Annotated in this window: 18 protein-coding genes; 2 read left to right on the forward strand and 16 right to left on the reverse strand. The window is 54.1% G+C overall.

Annotation, left to right across the window (positions count from 1 at the left end; translation table 11 throughout):
- Positions 1-29: 29 nt before the first annotated feature.
- The 5 genes from BMW46_RS06390 to BMW46_RS06410 all read right to left on the reverse strand — a co-directional run bounded on the left by BMW46_RS06390 (position 30) and on the right by BMW46_RS06410 (position 3,839).
- The gene (locus BMW46_RS06390) at positions 30-1,304 is read right to left on the reverse strand and encodes a dihydroorotase (protein WP_074706200.1); all 1,275 of its coding nucleotides are present in this window, start codon (positions 1,302-1,304) and stop codon (positions 30-32) included.
- A gap of 5 nt (positions 1,305-1,309) precedes the next feature.
- Positions 1,310-2,260, reverse strand: a complete 951-nt coding sequence (locus tag BMW46_RS06395; RefSeq protein ID WP_074706202.1) for an aspartate carbamoyltransferase catalytic subunit — start codon at positions 2,258-2,260, stop codon at positions 1,310-1,312.
- Positions 2,253-2,762 carry a bifunctional pyr operon transcriptional regulator/uracil phosphoribosyltransferase PyrR gene (pyrR, locus tag BMW46_RS06400; protein WP_074706205.1) on the reverse strand — a complete coding sequence of 170 codons (510 nt, stop codon included), beginning with the start codon at positions 2,760-2,762 and terminating at the stop codon, positions 2,253-2,255. The genes BMW46_RS06395 and pyrR overlap by 8 nt, the downstream gene beginning before the upstream one ends.
- Positions 2,749-3,204 carry a Holliday junction resolvase RuvX gene (gene ruvX / locus BMW46_RS06405; RefSeq protein WP_074706207.1) on the reverse strand — a complete coding sequence of 152 codons (456 nt, stop codon included), beginning with the start codon at positions 3,202-3,204 and terminating at the stop codon, positions 2,749-2,751. Before ruvX ends, pyrR begins: the two co-directional genes overlap by 14 nt.
- 74 nt (positions 3,205-3,278) lie before the next feature.
- Positions 3,279-3,839 carry a YqgE/AlgH family protein gene (locus tag BMW46_RS06410; RefSeq protein ID WP_074706210.1) on the reverse strand — a complete coding sequence of 187 codons (561 nt, stop codon included), beginning with the start codon at positions 3,837-3,839 and terminating at the stop codon, positions 3,279-3,281.
- Between the two features lie 175 nt (positions 3,840-4,014).
- On the opposite strand from BMW46_RS06410, the gene BMW46_RS06415 reads away from it, so the two are divergent.
- The gene (locus BMW46_RS06415; RefSeq protein ID WP_256376975.1) at positions 4,015-4,506 is read left to right on the forward strand and encodes a sodium:proline symporter; all 492 of its coding nucleotides are present in this window, start codon (positions 4,015-4,017) and stop codon (positions 4,504-4,506) included.
- Here the strand turns inward: BMW46_RS06415 and BMW46_RS06420 are convergent.
- The 11 genes from BMW46_RS06420 to BMW46_RS06470 form a co-directional block, all read right to left on the reverse strand.
- Positions 4,494-4,943, reverse strand: a complete 450-nt coding sequence (locus tag BMW46_RS06420) for a hypothetical protein (RefSeq protein ID WP_074706215.1) — start codon at positions 4,941-4,943, stop codon at positions 4,494-4,496. The genes BMW46_RS06415 and BMW46_RS06420 overlap by 13 nt on opposite strands.
- A gap of 204 nt (positions 4,944-5,147) precedes the next feature.
- Entirely contained in the window at positions 5,148-5,324 is a 177-nt protein-coding gene (locus tag BMW46_RS15335) for a hypothetical protein (RefSeq protein ID WP_177171044.1), read from the reverse strand.
- 140 nt (positions 5,325-5,464) lie between these two features.
- Positions 5,465-5,953, reverse strand: a complete 489-nt coding sequence (locus BMW46_RS06425) for a pilin (RefSeq protein ID WP_074706216.1) — start codon at positions 5,951-5,953, stop codon at positions 5,465-5,467.
- Between the two features lie 55 nt (positions 5,954-6,008).
- A complete protein-coding gene (locus BMW46_RS06430; RefSeq protein ID WP_074706219.1) occupies positions 6,009-6,434 on the reverse strand; it encodes a universal stress protein in 426 nt (141 codons plus the stop codon).
- Between the two features lie 30 nt (positions 6,435-6,464).
- Positions 6,465-7,196 (reverse strand): TerC family protein, encoded by a 732-nt coding sequence (locus BMW46_RS06435; RefSeq protein WP_074706222.1) that lies wholly within the window; start codon positions 7,194-7,196, stop codon positions 6,465-6,467.
- Between the two features lie 47 nt (positions 7,197-7,243).
- Positions 7,244-8,476, reverse strand: a complete 1,233-nt coding sequence (locus BMW46_RS06440) for a patatin-like phospholipase family protein (RefSeq protein WP_074706225.1) — start codon at positions 8,474-8,476, stop codon at positions 7,244-7,246.
- Positions 8,477-8,528: 52 nt separating this feature from the next.
- Entirely contained in the window at positions 8,529-9,917 is a 1,389-nt protein-coding gene (gene fumC, locus BMW46_RS06445) for a class II fumarate hydratase (RefSeq protein WP_074706227.1), read from the reverse strand.
- Positions 9,918-10,181: 264 nt separating this feature from the next.
- On the reverse strand, positions 10,182-10,460 hold the full coding sequence (locus BMW46_RS06450) for a hypothetical protein (protein WP_074706230.1): 279 nt from the start codon (positions 10,458-10,460) through the stop codon (positions 10,182-10,184).
- A 331-nt stretch (positions 10,461-10,791) separates the two neighbouring features.
- Positions 10,792-12,018: a ribonucleotide-diphosphate reductase subunit beta gene (locus BMW46_RS06455; protein WP_074706232.1), complete on the reverse strand. Its 1,227-nt coding sequence runs from the start codon at positions 12,016-12,018 to the stop codon at positions 10,792-10,794.
- 29 nt (positions 12,019-12,047) lie between these two features.
- Positions 12,048-14,879, reverse strand: a complete 2,832-nt coding sequence (locus BMW46_RS06460; protein WP_371113501.1) for a ribonucleoside-diphosphate reductase subunit alpha — start codon at positions 14,877-14,879, stop codon at positions 12,048-12,050.
- 763 nt (positions 14,880-15,642) lie between these two features.
- On the reverse strand, positions 15,643-16,470 hold the full coding sequence (locus BMW46_RS06470; RefSeq protein ID WP_074706237.1) for a methane monooxygenase/ammonia monooxygenase subunit C: 828 nt from the start codon (positions 16,468-16,470) through the stop codon (positions 15,643-15,645).
- Positions 16,471-16,929: 459 nt separating this feature from the next.
- Between BMW46_RS06470 and trbL the strand changes: the two genes are divergently transcribed.
- Positions 16,930-17,907, forward strand: coding sequence for a P-type conjugative transfer protein TrbL (trbL, locus tag BMW46_RS06475; protein WP_256376976.1), 978 nt, complete (start codon positions 16,930-16,932; stop codon positions 17,905-17,907).
- The last annotated feature ends 8 nt before the right edge of the window (positions 17,908-17,915 follow it).

Raw genomic sequence — 17,915 nt, forward strand, 5'->3', positions numbered from 1 at the left:
CTCGAAAATACATGCCCGTGTTGCGACGCCTAGTCCACGTAAACAACGTTTCCGTTGATCAGCGTATATTTTACCTTGCCTTGCAGCTCCCAGCCCAGGAATGGCGTGTTCTTGCCCTGGCTTTTGAGTGTAGAGGCTTCAATCGTCCAGTAATGATCAGGGTCAAAAATGCACAGATCGGCATCGCTCCCGGGCGTGAGATGGCCGCCTTCCACCCCAAGGATGCGGGCGGGTTCTCCCGTGATCTTCGATAATGCGGCTACCAGGGGCAGCTTCGTTTCGGCCGCCCATTTCAGTGTAAGCGGCAGCAGTAATTCGAGGCCGGTTGCACCGGCCTCGGCCTCGGCAAAGGGTAGCAGCTTTGCATCCTCGTCCACGGGAGCGTGGTCGGAGCATATGGCATCTATAGTGCCATCCAGCAGTCCTGTGCGCAAGGCATCGCGGTCCCCGAGACTTCTTAACGGTGGTACTAGATGACAGTTGGAATCGAAGAAACCGATATCCATTTCAGACAGGTGGACGTGATTGGCCGCCACGTCGCAGGTAATAGGCAATCCCTGCTTTCGGGCTGCGCGTGTCATGGCCACACCTTCCGCGCTGGAGATGCGGCACAAGTGCACCCTGGCACCCGTTTCTTTTGCCATCAGGATGATGTGGGACAGGGCGACAGTTTCGGCGCAAACGGGAATGGCGGCCAACCCAAGGCGCGTCGCCACTTCCCCATCGTGGGCAACTCCGCCATCAGCGAGATTTACATCCTGGGGACGCAGCCACAGGCAAAATCCGAAGGTGGAGGCATACTGCATTGCTTGCATGAGCACCCGGTTGTTGGGAAGCGGCTTGTCCGACTGGCCGAATGCGACACATCCCGCGCTGTGCAGTTCAGCCATCTCAGTCAGCCATTCCCCTCTCAATCCGCGGGTAAGCGCTCCAATGGGATAAACACGCGTTTGATTGCGGCCCCTTGCGCGATACTTCAGCATTTCCACCAGTCCGGGTTCGTCCAGTACAGGGTCGGTATCGGGGGGGCAGGCCAGGCTTGTAACGCCTCCCGCCACCGCGGCTCCCATTTCTGATTCAAGCGTCGCCTTGTATTCCAGGCCGGGTTCCCGCAGCCGGGCCGACAGATCCACAAGTCCGGGACACACGATCAATTCCTGCGCGTTTATTTCCCGGCGTGCCTGAAAGCCTGGCGGGATGGCGCCGAGAGAGGCGATTTTGCCCGACTGGATGTAAATGTCCGTTACGCGATCGAAGCTGTTTTTCGGGTCGATGACGCGACCATTTCGGATGGCGATATTCATGACTTTCAGCTTCCAGCCAGAATGGACATTACCGCCATGCGCACTGCGATGCCGAATGTTACCTGGGGCAGGATTACAGATTGCTTTCCATCGGCTACAACCGAATCGATCTCAACCCCTCGGTTCATGGGTCCGGGATGCAGAACGATTGCATCCGGCTTCGCCAGCCCCAGTTTCTCGGGAGTGAGCCCGTAATATTTGAAGTATTCTTCAGTGCTTGGAAGACGCGCGCTGAGCATGCGTTCGTTTTGCAGACGAAGCATCATCAGCACATCGACGTCTTTCAGTCCTTTCGCCATATCATAGTAAACATGCACGCCCAGACGTTCGACCTTGGCGGGCAGCAATGTCTTGGGTGCGATGACACGTACTTCCGGTACCCCGAGCGTCGTCAACGCATGAATCTGCGAGCGAGCCACCCGAGAATGAAGGATGTCCCCCACTATGGCGACGCGCAGGTTATGAAAGTCGCGCTTGCAGCGACGAATGGTAAACATGTCGAGCAGCGCCTGCGTGGGATGCGCGTGCCGGCCATCCCCTGCATTGATGACGTGAATGTCAGAGCGGACATGCTGCGCAATGAGGTGCGCAGCGCCGCTCTGAGCGTGCCTCACCACGAACATATCGGCATGCATGGCGGAAAGATTGTTCACTGTGTCAAGCAGTGTCTCTCCTTTGGATTGGGAGGAAGCGGCAATGTTGAGATTGATGACATCGGCAGACAACCGTTTTGCGGCAATTTCAAAGGTCGTGCGTGTACGTGTACTGGGTTCGAAGAACAGGTTGAATATGGATTTTCCGCGCAACAACGGCACTTTCTTGACGTCACGTTCCGTGACCCCGACAAACGGTTCGGCAGTATCGAGAATATTCAGGAGAATGGACGCGGGCAGTCCCTCGGTAGTCAAAAGGTGCTGCAGTTGACCGCTTTTGTTCAGCTGCGGATTATTACTCATTGCCCTGGTGCTTGTCGTACAGGCTCAGGCCCAGCTTTCCATCCGCTTTCTTTTCCAGCGCCAGCATTTTTGCAGGGGGCACGTCCAGCGTTGTGCCAATGTACTGTGCAGCAATGGGAAGTTCTCTCCCGCCCCTGTCTATCAGCGCAGCCAAGCGAATGCTGGCCGGCCGTCCATAATCGAATAGTTCGTTGATGGCAGCGCGGATCGTTCGTCCTGTATAAAGCACATCATCCACGAGAATGATGTGGCTTCCTTCCACTTTGAACGGGATATCTGAAGGTCTGATTTGGGGATGCAGGCCGATCTGTCCAAAGTCGTCGCGATAGAAAGAGACATCCAGCGCTCCCAGGGGGAGCGCCAGTTGCAGATCCCTATGCAGCCTTTCCGCAAGCCATACTCCGCCGGTATGAATTCCCACGACTGCGGTATCAGCGGAAATGCCTTGCCGTATCCGGGCAGTCAGCACCGCCAGCAGGTCTTCCGCTTCAGGTAATTGCATTTCGTTGGTCAAAATAAGATTGCAATATCAATTGAGCCGCGATCTGATCCAGCACCTGTTTCTGTCTCCTGCCTCTGACACTCGCTTCGTCCAGCGCTGAACTGGCGCTGATCGAAGTATAACGCTCATCCTCCAGGACAGTGCGAATGCCAAACCGGGCCTGAAGACGATGCGCGAAGCGGCGGCTTCGACGGGTAAGTTCGTGCTCTGCACCATCCGCATGAACCGGCAGTCCAACCACGAGTAAAACTGGTTTCCATTCATCCATTAGCCGAGCGATGCTTTTCAAGCATTCCTCCTTATTCTTGTTGGATAAGGTAACAAGAGGATGGGCCAATCCCAATTCCAGGTTCCCGATCGCGACGCCGATCCGTTTTTCGCCGAAATCGAAGGCCAACGCCGTGCCGGCGTGTGGCTGACTCGTTTTTTCAGCTTCCTCCATATCGGGTATTGCCGATCCGTCAGCTCTGCCTGTAATGGCCGAAGTATTGCTCCTTCGTTGAATGAGCGATACTTTCAGGCATGACCCACTTCATCCGACAGGCTCGAAAAGTCCACTCCAAGCAATCGCATCGCGGCCGTCAAACGTTCTTCTGCCGGTAACTCAAAAATGATAGCGGGGGATGCAGGCACCGTCAGCCAGGCGTTCCGCGATAATTCGTGCTCTATCTGGCCCGGTGCCCACCCGGAATAGCCTAGCGCGACCAGGAGTTGCCTGGGACTCTCGCCGTTTGCTATCGCCCGTAAAATGTCGAGGGAGGTGGTAAGTCCTACATCGTCATTCACTGCCATGGTCGATTGCCATTCACCCACGGGTTGATGGAGGACGAAGCCACGATCGAGTTGTATCGGACCGCCGAACATGATTGGAAATCTTCCCGTCAATTGATTATCGGAAGAAATATCAAGCTGATCCAACAGATCTTTCAAGGTGAGATCGATCGGCCGGTTCACCACCAGGCCCAATGCGCCTTGGTCACTATGCTCGCAGATATAGGTCAGCGTCTTCGCAAAGAAGGGATCTGTCATGGCGGGCATGGCAATGAGGAAATGATGGGTCAGGTCGACACTTTGCATGAGGTGAATGATTATGCGGTTATCATCTCGTGGGATTGTATTCCGGAGCGGGCTGCGGCTGCTTGTCCGTTTTATGTTCACCCATAAAAGGACTGTCCGGCCCCGAACCTTTAGGGTCAAGTCTCCGGGAACTTTACTATCATTGTAGAACGAATACGTTTTTAGCGGTGAAACTGTGAAGAACCTTTTCTCACTACCGGAAATGTCCATCAATCCTGGTGCGGCAGCTGCTGCCGGAATCATCGCTGGTGTCGTTGCCACCGGTGCTCAGCTTGTTCTCTGGTGGGTATTCACTGATGCACTCCCCTCCATTTTTTACCGGGATGCCCGACTGACTGCGGCAATGCTAATGGGTCCCGCTGTCCTCCCGCCACCCGCCACATTCGAGTGGAAAGTCATGATCGTCGCAACCTTTATTCATTTCATGCTCTCCATTGCCTATGGTCTGATTCTGGCGCCCCTCATTTCCCGTCCTGGCATGGTGACTTCCATGCTGGCAGGCGCCATCTTCGGGTTGATCATCTATGTAACGAATATGTACGGAATGACCCTCATTTTTCCCTGGTTTTCGGTGGCACGGGACTGGATCACCCTGGCTACCCATATCGTATTCGGAATCTCGCTGGCCGTTCCTTACAAATTATTGTCCACGCCTCATTCCGCATGACGCAAAAGGTTTGAGACAAGCTGGTGAAAAGTTTTTTTCGGATCTGATTCCCTGCCCGGGTTCGTTTCCGCGGCAATACATTTGTCATCGTTAATTTCATTGCGGCAGAACTCATAGTAATTATCCCAATCCCTGTTATAGGCCGGGATATCCTGCTGCCGCACATTCGATCTGAAGTCCTCGATGATTTCATGCATGACCGGCAAGCGTGCCCGCAGATAAGTATCGATACTTCTCGGCCAGTTGGTAGGTTCAGGATACAGGCCCGAGAGAGTGGATAAAATGGCAGAGCGGAATTCTTCAGCGGCCTCTGTCCGACGTTTGCGGGTGAACATTTCATAAATACCAGCTACTACAATTCCTGCGCCCAGCAAAACCAGGGGCCACATGGGTACGTGAGAAAAGTATGCAGATATTTGATCGCTAAGTTCGTTCATGTATTTTTCCGGTTATCTTATTGCTATAGAAACGTACCAAAACGGGGCGTATCACTTTTTCTTTTTCTTCCGGGTTCCGGAGTGAGCTTGGCCGGATATGCCAGTGCTCAGAGAAGTGGGAGTGTAGTGAGCCCGGAAAAAGTATGGCTCGGCCCTAAAATGGGGCACGACTATTCGACGATTATATGCTTTGGAAGGTGGGGGTCAATGCTCCATGACATGATTTTCCAGCAGCAGCTTTGCCGGCTCCTCGGGATAACCGACAATCGGACTGAATGTCACAGATGGAAACTCCCGTGAATCTCCGAATCTGGAAAGATTAACGAGGGGTGAATTTGACAGGGAAGCGCTGCTCAGCTTCTGGCGGTCAAAGCCTCTCACAGCGTAATTGCAGGATGTAAACCGGGACTGTAACTGGGAGCGAATCAACCTTGCCAGGAACTATTGGACCAGGTTTGTAACCCCTGATGAGTGCCGAAGTGGCCGAGGTGGACCGCAAATCCTCTTTTTCGGGCTCCCTCCTATTTGCAGGATGACGGCCGGTGCTGGGGGAGGACAGTACCCGGGACAAGGTCGGGAATCCCGGAGACAGGGTCGGTATTATCATTGCAGAACCATTCCTTGCCGTTTGCTGTCGCCAGAACCAGGGTTCTACCGGATCCCTCCGTCACCAGCCCCGGACTCACTCCGGTATTCCTGAATTTTGCTATTACCTCAAAACCTTTTTCCCGGGATTCCGGTGTGAGGCTCGCGACATACTTTCCGGTCCGTGTGGGCACCAGGTTGTCGAACTCTTCAGAGGTAGGCCATCTTCCCTTATCCGAATAAAACGCGGCAACAGGAGATTTAACGCTACCGAGAAGATCGAGCGCTTCGGTTACCTGTTCGCGGGCTTGGGAATCCTCATAGAGCCGAAATGCAGGTGGGATAGCGATCGTCGCCAGGATGCCAATGAGGGCAATTACCATCATTGACTCGATCAAGGTTAGGCCCTTCTGATCCTGCTTCATTCTAAAAAAACTCCTTCTTGGTTAAACGCATTACTATCCCCTGATATCCGCCATCCTATTTGATCAGGAGCACCGGTATTGTCGAAAGCTGTATAACCTTACTGGCCACCGAACCCAGCAATATTCCTTTTACCGTTCCAAGTCCACGCGGGCCAAGCACGATCTGATCGAAATTCATTTCTTCCGCATAACGCAGAATGATGTTTGGCGGATGTCCTGAAGAGACATGGAACCGGTAGCCGATCCCGGCCTGATCGAGCAATGCTCGCGCCGATGACAGTTCTTTCGTACCTTCTTCCTGGTAATACAGATCTATGCTCTTCCTGTCTATGAACATCGGCACGTTGCCGCGCAGGGGGAATTGCACGTTCAGCAAATGTATTTCGGGTGTTTCCCTGTATGAGGAAACCAGTTTGATGAACTGCCCCACTGCATTGTCCGACGCCGCTGAACCATCTACCGGTAACAGGAGTTTCAGCATGTTTTCTCCCTCATAGCAGTTAATTTGCGCCTATGAACGCGGTTTATCGTTTATATCGTCCATCAGGTCGACAATCGCGACTCTTTTTGCCCCAGTCTTGTCGGCAAGCCATTTCCCGACGATCACGATCAGCAGAGCGCCTGCCGCGGGTGCGACCCAGTGCAGAAAAGCCGCGTTGTTATTTACCCATTCCCTGCTGACCGCGTCGGTAATGCTCATGTGCCCCGCGATCCAGCCAAGCAAGCCCGCACCGATGAAGATAGTGACGGGAAATTTTTCCATGAGTCTCATTACCAGCTTGCTGCCCCAAACGATGATGGGCACACTCACCACCAGGCCAAAGACCACCAGAATGACACTGTCCCTGGCGGCGCCGGCAATGGCAATCACATTATCCAGGCTCATCATGGCGTCGGCGACAATGATGGTTTTAATCGCGCCCAGCAAGGTTGCGCTTGCGCTGATCTCATGTCCGTTCCCTTCGGGCTCGGGTTGAAGCAACTTGATGCCGATCCACAATAGCAGCAGTGCCGCCACGATTTTCAGGAATGGAATTGCCATCAAGGTGAAGGCGAAGTAGATCAGCACGACCCGCAGCGCAATGGCGCCGAACACCCCCCAGAAAATGCCGAGATTTCGCTGCTTTTCGGGAAGCCGCCGACATGCAAGCGCGATAACCACCGCATTATCGCCTCCCAGAACGATATCAATGGTGATAATCTGGAGTACGGCAATCCAGAATTGCGGACTGGCAAGGTCCATAAAGAAGTCTCTGAAAAATAGGGAATCAGGTGAAGCGACCAGGCTGTTCAGCCTATCCCCGGAACTGGATTGCGGATTATACCAGCGTCGGATAAATCTGCTTGGGTCGGTCCATTGATTGGCGCCGCATTGAGAAAACGCAAGAGTTCGGCTTTGCGCGGCAGCGTATCCTGATAGCCGAGATCGATGAGCGCGCGGCAGAAGGGTTCTTCAAACAGAACATAGCTCAGGAGAGAGGAGCCATCGCGTCTCATTGCGCCGATGGCCCGGTAAAAAAGCCGGATGGTATGCGGCAGGGTGGCAGCGTGCTGCTGCGCGATTTCAGTGAATTCGACACTGGGGGAAATGACCATGTGCTGAATCTGGCGCAGCGGCATGTCGTGATTTCTCATGTTTTCTTCGGGAATCATGCGTAGGGTCCGGTTGATGCGCTGCAACCGTTCCAGGTCGACATAAAGGTTGTCGAGAAAAATACTGCTCATGATATGGCCGCCGATCTGTGCGAGCGTGGGGTAAGTGTCTACCTTAACACGCTCAGGCTGCGTTTCCTCTATCTTGCGCACGCCAATCACCAGTACACGGTCTGCCCCGAGATGCAGCGCGGGACTCAACGGCGCAAGCTGGCGCATTGAACCGTCTCCGAAGTATTCGCGGTTCAGATGCACGGCTGGAAAAAGAAGCGGAATGGCGGAAGAGGCCAGCAGGTGCTCAATTTCGATAGGGACGGCGACACCGATGCGGCGTTCCCGCTTCCACGACCGTATGCTGTCCGCACCCTGATAGAACGTCACCGATTGTCCACTGGTATAGCCCCAGGCGGTAATGCCGAGAGCATGCAAGGCGCCTGTATCGATACTCTTCTGAATGCCTTGAAGCGGCAGACTGTTTTCCAGCAGTTGCGCAAGCGGTGAGTTGTCGAGCAGGGAGGTCGCCCCCTGCTTTTTCAGGCTGCCAAACAGGAGAGACGCGAGCCAGCGTACTGCATTTGCGTATACGCCGAAAGGGTCTGTCCGGTAGGCTTGGTTGACATGCGCGTTTTCCCATACGGCCGACAGGCGTCGCACACCATCCTGAAAGTTCCGGGCCGAGATGGCGAGAACCGCGGCATTGAATGCGCCGGCGGATGTGCCGCAAATTACGGGAAAGGGGGTGCGCGTTCTCTTCGGCAGCATCGCCGCGATAGCCTGCAGAACACCCACCTGATAGGCCGCGCGCGCGCCTCCTCCAGTCAGGACAAGACCCACTTTCGGTGCCCGTGAGGATGACGGGAGCAAGCTCATTCACCCTGATGGCAGAAGCCGCAGGAGCAGCAACACTTATTCAACCCGAGGATCATTGTGGCTGAATCATGTCTTCCGGTCTTACCCAATCCTGAAATTGATCGATGGTAATGTAGCCGGTTGCAACGGCTGCCTGTTCCAGCGTAGTGCCTTCGCGATGCGCTTTCTTCGCGATTTCAGCCGCCTTGTCGTAGCCGATGTGGGGCGCGAGTGCAGTCACCAGCATCAGCGATTTGCGCAGCAATTCGTCTATGCGATCGATGTTTGCGGTGATTCCGATCGCGCAATGCTCGTTGAAGCTTATCATACCATCCGCTAGCAGGCGCACGCTCTGCAGGAAATTATGGATGATAAGCGGTTTCATGACGTTGAGCTCGAAATTCCCCATTGCGCCACCCATATTGACGGCGACATCATTGCCCATCACCTGGCAGCACAGCATGGTAAGCGCCTCTGACTGCGTCGGATTGACTTTGCCCGGCATGATGGAGCTGCCCGGCTCGTTTTCAGGAATTTTCAGTTCGCCGATTCCGCAGCGCGGGCCCGACGCAAGCCAGCGGATATCATTGGCGATTTTCATGAGCGAGGCTGCCAGGGTCTTGAGCGAACCGTGCGCATGGACGAGCGCATCATTGGCGGCGAGGGCTTCGAATTTGTTGGGAGCTGTTACAAACGGCAGGCCCGTCAATCTTGCCAATTCCGCCGCGACCCGTACCGCAAACTCAGGATGAGCGTTCAATCCGGTGCCTACCGCTGTCCCTCCCAGAGCCAGTTCATATACATGCGGAAGCGCGGCGTCGACATGCTCCAGCCCGTGGTCCAGTTGGGAAACATAGCCCGAGAATTCCTGTCCCAAGGTGAGGGGAGTAGCATCCTGCAAATGGGTGCGACCGATTTTGACAATGCCTGAAAATGCCTCCGCCTTGGTGGCCAGCGTATGCCGCAACGCAGCAATGCCAGGCTTCAACTGATGATTGAGGGAGCAGGCGGCCGCCACATGCATGGCAGAGGGAAACACATCATTGGATGACTGCCCCTTGTTTACATCGTCGTTGGGATGAATCCTGCAATCCGGCCCTCTTCCGCCTCCCAGCAGTTCAGAAGCGCGGTTTGCCAGCACCTCGTTCATATTCATGTTGGTCTGGGTTCCGGAACCGGTCTGCCATACAACCAGCGGAAACTCTGCATCATGATTGCCTGCAATCACCTCATCCGCAGCCTGGATGATGGCAGTAGCGTGCTCGTCATCCAGGATACCCAGTTCACGATTTACGGCAGCCGCCGCACGCTTCACGAGTGCCAGCGCTTGAAGCAGCGCAGGCGGCATGCGTTCGCCTGAGATTCTGAAGTTCTGCAAGGAACGCTGGGTCTGCGCGCCCCACAGCGCATGCGCGGGCACCTGTATTGAGCCCATCGTATCCCGTTCATCACGGTAATTCATATCGGCCTTGGATCAAGGAAAGACAGGCGGCCATATAAGAAACACCTGGGCGCGCACATTCGCCGGCTCAGGCAGGAAATAAAAGCAGGCGGAAAGGGAAACTGCGGAGAGACCGCGTGCTTGACCCGCGCGCACGGAAATCCAGCGGGTGCAGAGATTGAAAACCGACTCAGAGAAAGTTTATTCGTACTTATTCTGAAGAATAGCACGTCCAATCGCCGGAGCATGCTGCGACGAGAACGTGCCAGATCAGCTGGATACTGATCAGTTTTCGAGCCGGAAGGAATCTTCGCCGGGTTGACCGGTTTCAGGATCGATCCAGTCGGATATGCCGAGCTCGTCCTCGGCCTGCTCCAGAGTCTCTCCCGGTTCATAGTCCGAGTCGGCGTTGTACTCCATATCCTGGATGGCTTCAAGTAAGGTGGGGAAGGGACCGAATACCCTGTCACCCTCTTTTTCGTCATGCCAATAAAAACCATCAGGCCGTTCAACAACGCGCGTGGTGTCGTAGTCGCGGGACCCTTGTGGAATTGTACGAGCCATTACCACCTCCATCAGATAGAGATTCGAATGAAAGTCAATGTTAACCTCGTCCTTAAAATTTTACCAGCGTAAATAATCATAATCGACGTAGGGAAAATGTATTGATGGCAGCATCCTGTTGATGCAAGCCTGAACGGGTCGGCCAGATATTCCGTGCGGGGAGATTGAGGGAAGCCAGAATGCGATGTGGCAGACGATCAATCCTCGGAATCGAGGGTTGCTGCCAGGCGATGCTAAAACCCGAAATGCGAAGAGTTGTTTTCAGCGGGGGAGCGAGGGTGGGCAGGCTCTTCGTGACGCGCCTGCTGCCCCTCACTATTATTCTAGTCGTTCAGTCCCAGTTCAGCACGCCGCCAGTCTGATACTCGGTAACGCGTGTTTCAAAAAAGTTCTTTTCCTTTTTCAGGTCGATCATTTCAGACATCCAGGGGAAGGGGTTGCTCGCTCCCGGATAGAGAATGTCCAGACCTATCTGCTGGCAGCGGCGGTTGGCGATATAGCGCAGGTATTCCTTGAACATGGGCGCGTTCAGTCCCAGAACGCCACGCGGCATGGTGTCCTCGGCATAACGGTATTCCAGTTCCACTGCTTTTTGCATCAGAGCACTGATTTCGCTGCGAAATTCTTTCGTCCACAAATGCGGGTTTTCCATTTTGATCTGATTCACGACATCGATGCCGAAATTGCAGTGCATGGATTCATCCCGCAGAATGTATTGATACTGCTCGGCCGAGCCCGTCATCTTATTCTGCCTTCCCAGCGCCAGGATCTGTATGAAACCCACATAAAAGAACAGGCCTTCCATGATGCAGGCGAATACGATCAGGCTTTTCAGCAGTTTCTGATCCGCTTCGAGCGTGCCCGTCCTGAATGATGGATCAGTGAGCGTATCGATAAAGGGAATCAGAAATTCATCCTTCTCGCGGATGGATCTCACTTCGTGATAGGCGTTGAAAATCTCGCCTTCGTCCAGCCCCAGCGATTCGACGATGTACTGATAGGCATGCGTATGAATCGCTTCTTCAAAAGCCTGCCGTAACAAGTACTGGCGGCATTCCGGATTGGTGATGTGCCGGTAAGTGCCGAGTACGATGTTGTTGGCGGCGAGCGAATCCGCGGTAACGAAGAAGCCCAGGTTGCGCTTGACTATCCGCCGCTCATCCTCGGTCAGTCCGTTCGGATCTTTCCAGAGAGCGATATCGCGGCTCATGTTGATTTCCTGGGGCATCCAATGGTTGGCGCAGGCCGCCAGATACTTCTCCCACGCCCACTTGTACTTGAAAGGCACCAGCTGGTTGACATCCGCCTTGCAATTGATGATGCGCTTGTCTTCCACCGACACGCGCCGATGAATGTCCTCTGCGGAATAGTCCTTTTCTCCCATGCCATTCCCTCCACGCGACCCAGCCACATCGCCCACGTCACCTTCTGCCTCGGTCCCGTTCGTGTCGGCAAGGCGGCTTGCTGCTTGAGCACCCACCCGGGTTCCGTCAAGCAATCCCGGATCGCCGTTTCTCCGCGGCGCCGATGGCATGGTTTCATCCTCGAATATCAACATATCTTTCTCCTAACATTACATTTTAATTGTTATTGGCATGATTCACATTCCGGATCATCGACGGAACAGAACGACACGTCTGTCGCTGGCACTGCCGCACTCATGGCTGGCAGGCTCCCTTCCGCGGGTACCGCATTCAAAGAGCCCGCCTGGACCGTAGATTTTTCTGCTGACGTCGCTCCGAGCGAGCGCAGATAGTAGGTCGTCTTCAAGCCGCGCACCCAGGCCAGTTTGTAGGTTTCATCCAGCTTTTTGCCGGAGACGCTCGCAATATAGATATTCAGGGACTGGGACTGATCTATCCATTTCTGCCTGCGTGCTGCCGCTTCGATCAGCCACTGGGGTTCCACCTCGAAGGCGGTGGCATAAAGCCTGCGGAGATCGGTGGGTACGCGATCTATCTTGCCCAGGGCCCCATCGAAATACTTGATATCAGAAATCATGACCTCGTCCCATAGCCCAAGCTTTTTCAGGTCGCTTACCAGATACTGGTTGGCAATGGTGAATTCTCCCGACAAATTGGATTTGACGTAAAGATTCTTGAAGGTTGGCTCGATGCTGGCAGAAACGCCGACAATGTTCGAAATGGTCGCGGTGGGCGCTATTGCCAGGCAGTTGGAGTTACGCATGCCATGGTTTCTGATGCGTTCGCGCAGCGCTTCCCAGTCCAGCGTCGATGATCTGTCCGCCTCGATGTATCCGCCGCGTTCTTCCTGCAGCAGGTCGAGCGTATCCTGAGGCAGAATGCCGCGGTCCCACAGACTGCCGCGATAGGAAGCATAACGTCCCCGCTCTTCGGCCAGTTCGGTCGAGGCCCAGTAGGCATGGTAGGCCATCGCTTCCATGGTACGGTCCGCAAATTCCACTGCCTCGTCCGAAGCGTAGGGAATGCGCATCTTGTGCAGGCAATCCTGGAAACCCATGATACCCAGCCCGACAGGCCGGTGCCTGAGATTGGAGTTGCGTGCCTTGGCCACGGCATAGAAATTGATATCGATCACATTGTCGAGCATGCGCATGGCGAGGCCGACAGTACGCTTGAGCTTGTCGGCGTCAAGCTTTCCGGCATCATCGATGTGGGCTGCCAGATTGATCGAGCCGAGGTTGCATACCGCGATTTCCTGATCATTGGTATTCAGCGTTATCTCGGTGCAGAGATTGGAACTGTGCACCACGCCGATATGGTTTTGCGGCGAGCGGATATTGCAGGCATCCTTGAAGGTGATCCAGGGGTGCCCGGTTTCAAACAGCATGCTCAGCATTTTGCGCCATAACTGCATCGCGGGTATCGTCTTGTACAGGCCGAGTTCGCCGCGCGCGACCTTATCCTCATAGGCGAGATAAGCCTGCTCAAATGCCTTGCCATACTTCTCGTGCAGATCAGGCACGTCGGAAGGCGAAAAGAGCGTCCATTCGCCCCCTTCCATTACCCGTTTCATGAACAGGTCGGGAACCCACGTGGCCGTGTTCATGTCATGCGTGCGCCGGCGATCGTCCCCGGTATTCTTGCGCAGTTCCAGAAACTCCTCGATATCCAGGTGCCAGGATTCGAGGTAGGCACAAACGGCGCCCTTGCGTTTACCACCCTGGTTTACCGCCACGGCCGTGTCGGATACCACCTTGAGAAAGGGAACTACGCCCTGGGATTTGCCGTTGGTGCCCTTGATATGCGATCCCATTGCCCGCACACGCGTCCAATCATTGCCCAGTCCTCCGGCATACTTGGCAAGCAATGCGTTTTCCTTGATTCCCTCGTAAATGCCATCCAGGTCGTCCGGCACTGTCGTGAGATAGCACGAAGACAATTGCGAGCGGCGCGTGCCGGAATTAAACAGGGTAGGTGTGGAACTCATGAAATCAAAGTTGGACAGCACATGGTAGAACTCTATCGCCCGTGCTTCACGATCGATTTCGTTCAATGCAAGCCCCATTGCCACCCGCATGAAAAATGCCTGAGGCAACTCGATACGGCGCTCCTGTATATGGAGAAAATAACGGTCATACAAGGTTTGCAAACCGAGATAGCCAAATTTAAGATCGCGCTCCGCATGGAGGGCTTGTGCCAGCCGGGCCAGGTCAAACTGCGCCAGCCGCTCATCCAGCAGTTCGGCTTCGATTCCGCGCTTTATGAAGGCCGGGAAATATTCCATATAGCGCCCAGCCATTTCCCTTTGCACGATTTCCTCGCCCAGCACCTCGAAGCGGAGCGAGTGCAGCAGCAGTCGCGCCGTAACGTAGCTGTAGGCCGGCTCTTTTTCCAGCAACGCCCGTGCCGACAGGATTACCGATTTCCTTACTTCCTCCATCGGCACTCCATCATATAAATCCTTGAGCGTGGCTTTAAGTATCAGCGCAGGATCGACCGCTTCACCCAGACTTTCGCAACAAGACTCGATCAGCGCCAACAGCCTCGCGGTATCGAGCGGAACCCGGCGCCCATCCTCGAGCACGTTCAAGACACTGCCGGTCACTTCCGCTGCACCCACTTCCTTTTGCTGCGCCCGCTTGCGCGCCCGATCCTCGCGGTACAGCACATAGGCTCGCGCCACATCGTGCTCGCCCGAGCGCATCAATGCGAGTTCCACCTGATCCTGGATATCCTCGATATGAAAGGTTCCACCCGAGGGCTGGCGGCGCATCAAGGCATTCACTACATCTTCGGTCAGGCGCGCCACCACTTCGCGTACCCTGGCCGAAGCTGCACCCTGACTGCCCTCGACGGCGAGAAACGCTTTCGTCATGGCAATGGAGATTTTGTTCGGTTCGAATCCGGCCACGGAGCCATTGCGACGAATGATCTTGTATTGGGAATAGCGCGGATCATGGCCGGGAGGGTTCGAAGAAAATTCGTAGCCTGCCATTGCCGGCCGGGACGTTTGATCTGTGGAAAGCTGCATGCTGGATGCTCCTCATTTGTAAGGGAAATGTACCGAATCCCTAGGCAAACCCTGATATTTTAGGTGTTGTGGAAATGCTGTGGAAAACCTGTGGACTACCATATATAGTAGTGCATGAGAGTGTGCTCAACTAACTCTAGTGCCCCCTCAATGGTCCTATATTTTCTGACGGGTGTCAAAAGTTTCTGTTTTTGGATTTTTCGACCACTAGGTCATGTTTCGGAAAGCCGCTTTCTGCCTGAAGTTTTAACCGAAGAGCGCTATGCTGCCGACATTTCAGCTTGAATCCATAGGGTGGGTACTTCAGCGGGAACAGGGTTATACTCGTCCTCCCGATGATGAAATTAAGCAATGATCAACGGCAATTTCAATGTTTCATTTGCCGATCGACTTGTAACGGAGAGCAGAGTGATCAGAAAAATATTCGTAAACCTGCCGGTAAAGAATCTCGGCCAGTCGATGGATTTTTTCACCCGGCTTGGCTTCGCGTTCAATCCTCAAATTTCAGGATATCGATGGCCATATCTGGGAGGTAGTGTTCCTGGAAGCCGAGGAAGCAAACTGAATCGATAAGTGGGATGGCGAGAGCGCAGAGGCGGGTTGCCTGGCTTTGGAGGAAGAACGGAAGCGGCGTCAGGAGACCTTCCGGTAATGCTGTTCTTGCTGAAATCCCCATCCCTGTGAAAGCGGATGGGTGTGCTGCCAGCAGTTACAACTGGATTAAAACTTAAATAACGTTATCCAGGATCACCCGGCTTTGCTTGTTCCACTGCACGTCCATGAGGTTGGAGAACCGTGCAATCACCTGGACGGCAATGCCCCCGGAGAACAGGGCTGCCCAGGCCAGCACCACGAAGCCCCAGTGCAACGGTGCGCTGAAGAGTTCCTCCATGAACCAGAAGGCATGCCCCCACTCATTGAGGCCCACGTTCGGAAGGCTCATCAGCGGGCCTGCGATAGCCATCAGCAGCGGAAACGAAGTTCCCCTGTTATAGAGCGGCAAGCGCGTACTTGCATACAGGAAAGTCGATACGCCCATGATGATGTACATCGGGAACGCCCCATAGAACAGCGGTATATGGCTGGGTGTGAAGCTCGTGTCGCGGATGATCACCTGATGCCAGAAAGCATCCTGCTCGGTGAAGAAGCTCGATCCCCAGTAGACGGCGAACATATACACGCCAAGCCACATCAGGAAATAGAAGTACCGCTTGATTTCCTTCTTCACCGTAAGGCTTGCCAGTTGCTCCTGGGTATCGCGCGTCTTCCATATCCAGCCCCAGACGATCAGGGCCAGGGTTGGCCAGAGCATCATCTGGAAACGCCACAGTTCCATCCAGATTTGCTCGAACTCCGGCTCCATGGAGTCCATCCCGTGGGAATAGGCATAGGTGCGTTGAAACCAGACCCAGAAAACCGCTATCCCCAGTATCGGCAGCAGACCCAGCTTGTAGAACCTGGAGTCATACCATTCCGACATGTCGTATGCTGCACTGCTCGCACTGCTCTCCCTCTTGTGACCAACTGCAATGGTCTCAGGTGTAATTGCAGACATCGCTAACTCCTTTTGCAAATAATCAAGAACCCCACCGGGGTATCAAAATTAAGAACAAAAACTACCAGTCTAAGGATTCAGCCAAACTTGACTGGCAGAAAAGATAATCAGATCGAATATGGATCTTGTCTGATTATCTGCAATAAGTCTCCAATGTCATATCCTCATATTTAAATGAATTAGTTATACCTGTTTTTTTAGAGGTACTTGTTCGACTTCATCCATAAAATAAAGTTCAATTGCAATGATATATAAATAGGCAGGTATGGTTTTGTTTATTTTTTATATACGCGTATCATAATTCTGCCAAAGGACTGGAGAAGGTGGAGGAGCCCAATCCAGCTTGCGCTGAGTTGGCATGGACGACAGATCCTAAAAAACAAGAGGCTTTGCTCAAGGAGTGTCCGAAAGGCTCACCTGAAGGGTACAAGCCAAGCCAGAAAAAGAGTTGGTGATGGCATGAAAAAGCGGATTTCATTAGAAACTGCCGCCCTGGTATTACTGCTGAGATTGATGCTTACTTCGTCGCATTCGCAGGCAGCAATCGGAAATGCCGAATGTTCTGGAGACATACTCACGCGTTATCAGACTGCAGCCAGTGCGTGGGCAACAATCATTACCGAACGCGCATCCTGGCTTTTCTGGATGCTGCTGGTGACGATCAGCATGGTCTGGACATTTGGCCTGATGGCATTGCGCCGCGCTGATATAGGCGAGTTCTTTGCCGAGTTCCTCCGCTTCACGGTCTTTACGGGTTTCTTCTGGTGGTTGCTCATGAATGGGCCTGCTTTCGCCACCTCGATCATTTCCTCGCTCAAGCAGATTGGTTCCGAGGCTAGTGGACTGCGTGATGTGCTTTCCCCATCAGGCATCGTCGATATTGGCTTTCATATCTTCTATCGAGCACTGGATGAGTCCACGCTGCGCTTACCAATCGACAGCATGACCGGGATCATCATGGCGGCGGTAATCCTCATCATTCTGGCCCTGGTCAGCATCAACATGGTGCTGCTCCTGGTATCCGGCTGGATTCTGGCCTACGCCGGCATTTTCTTCCTCGGATTCGGTGGCTCGCGCTGGACTTCGGAGATCGCGATCAACTATTACCGCACTGTCCTGGGGGTTGCGATATCGCTCTTTGCCATGGTTCTGCTGGTTGGCATCGGCAAGACCTTTCTGGATGATTACTACCGCCACATGAGCATGGGCCTCAACCTCAAGGAGATGGGGGTAATGATGGTCGTGTCCATCATTCTTCTTGTGCTGGTCGACAAGATTCCGCCCATGCTAAGCAGCATTGTCGGCAGTGGGGCAGGGGGGAATAGGCAATCTTGGCGCAGGTGCCGCAATTGCAACTGCCGCAGCCGCGACCGGGGTCGCCACTGGCATGATGATGGCTTCAGCCACCAATGCGGCCGGGGGAGCATCCGCTATTAAGGCGCATT

Source organism: Nitrosospira multiformis, assembly GCF_900111585.1.
Classification (GTDB): Bacteria; Pseudomonadota; Gammaproteobacteria; order Burkholderiales; family Nitrosomonadaceae; genus Nitrosospira; species Nitrosospira multiformis_B.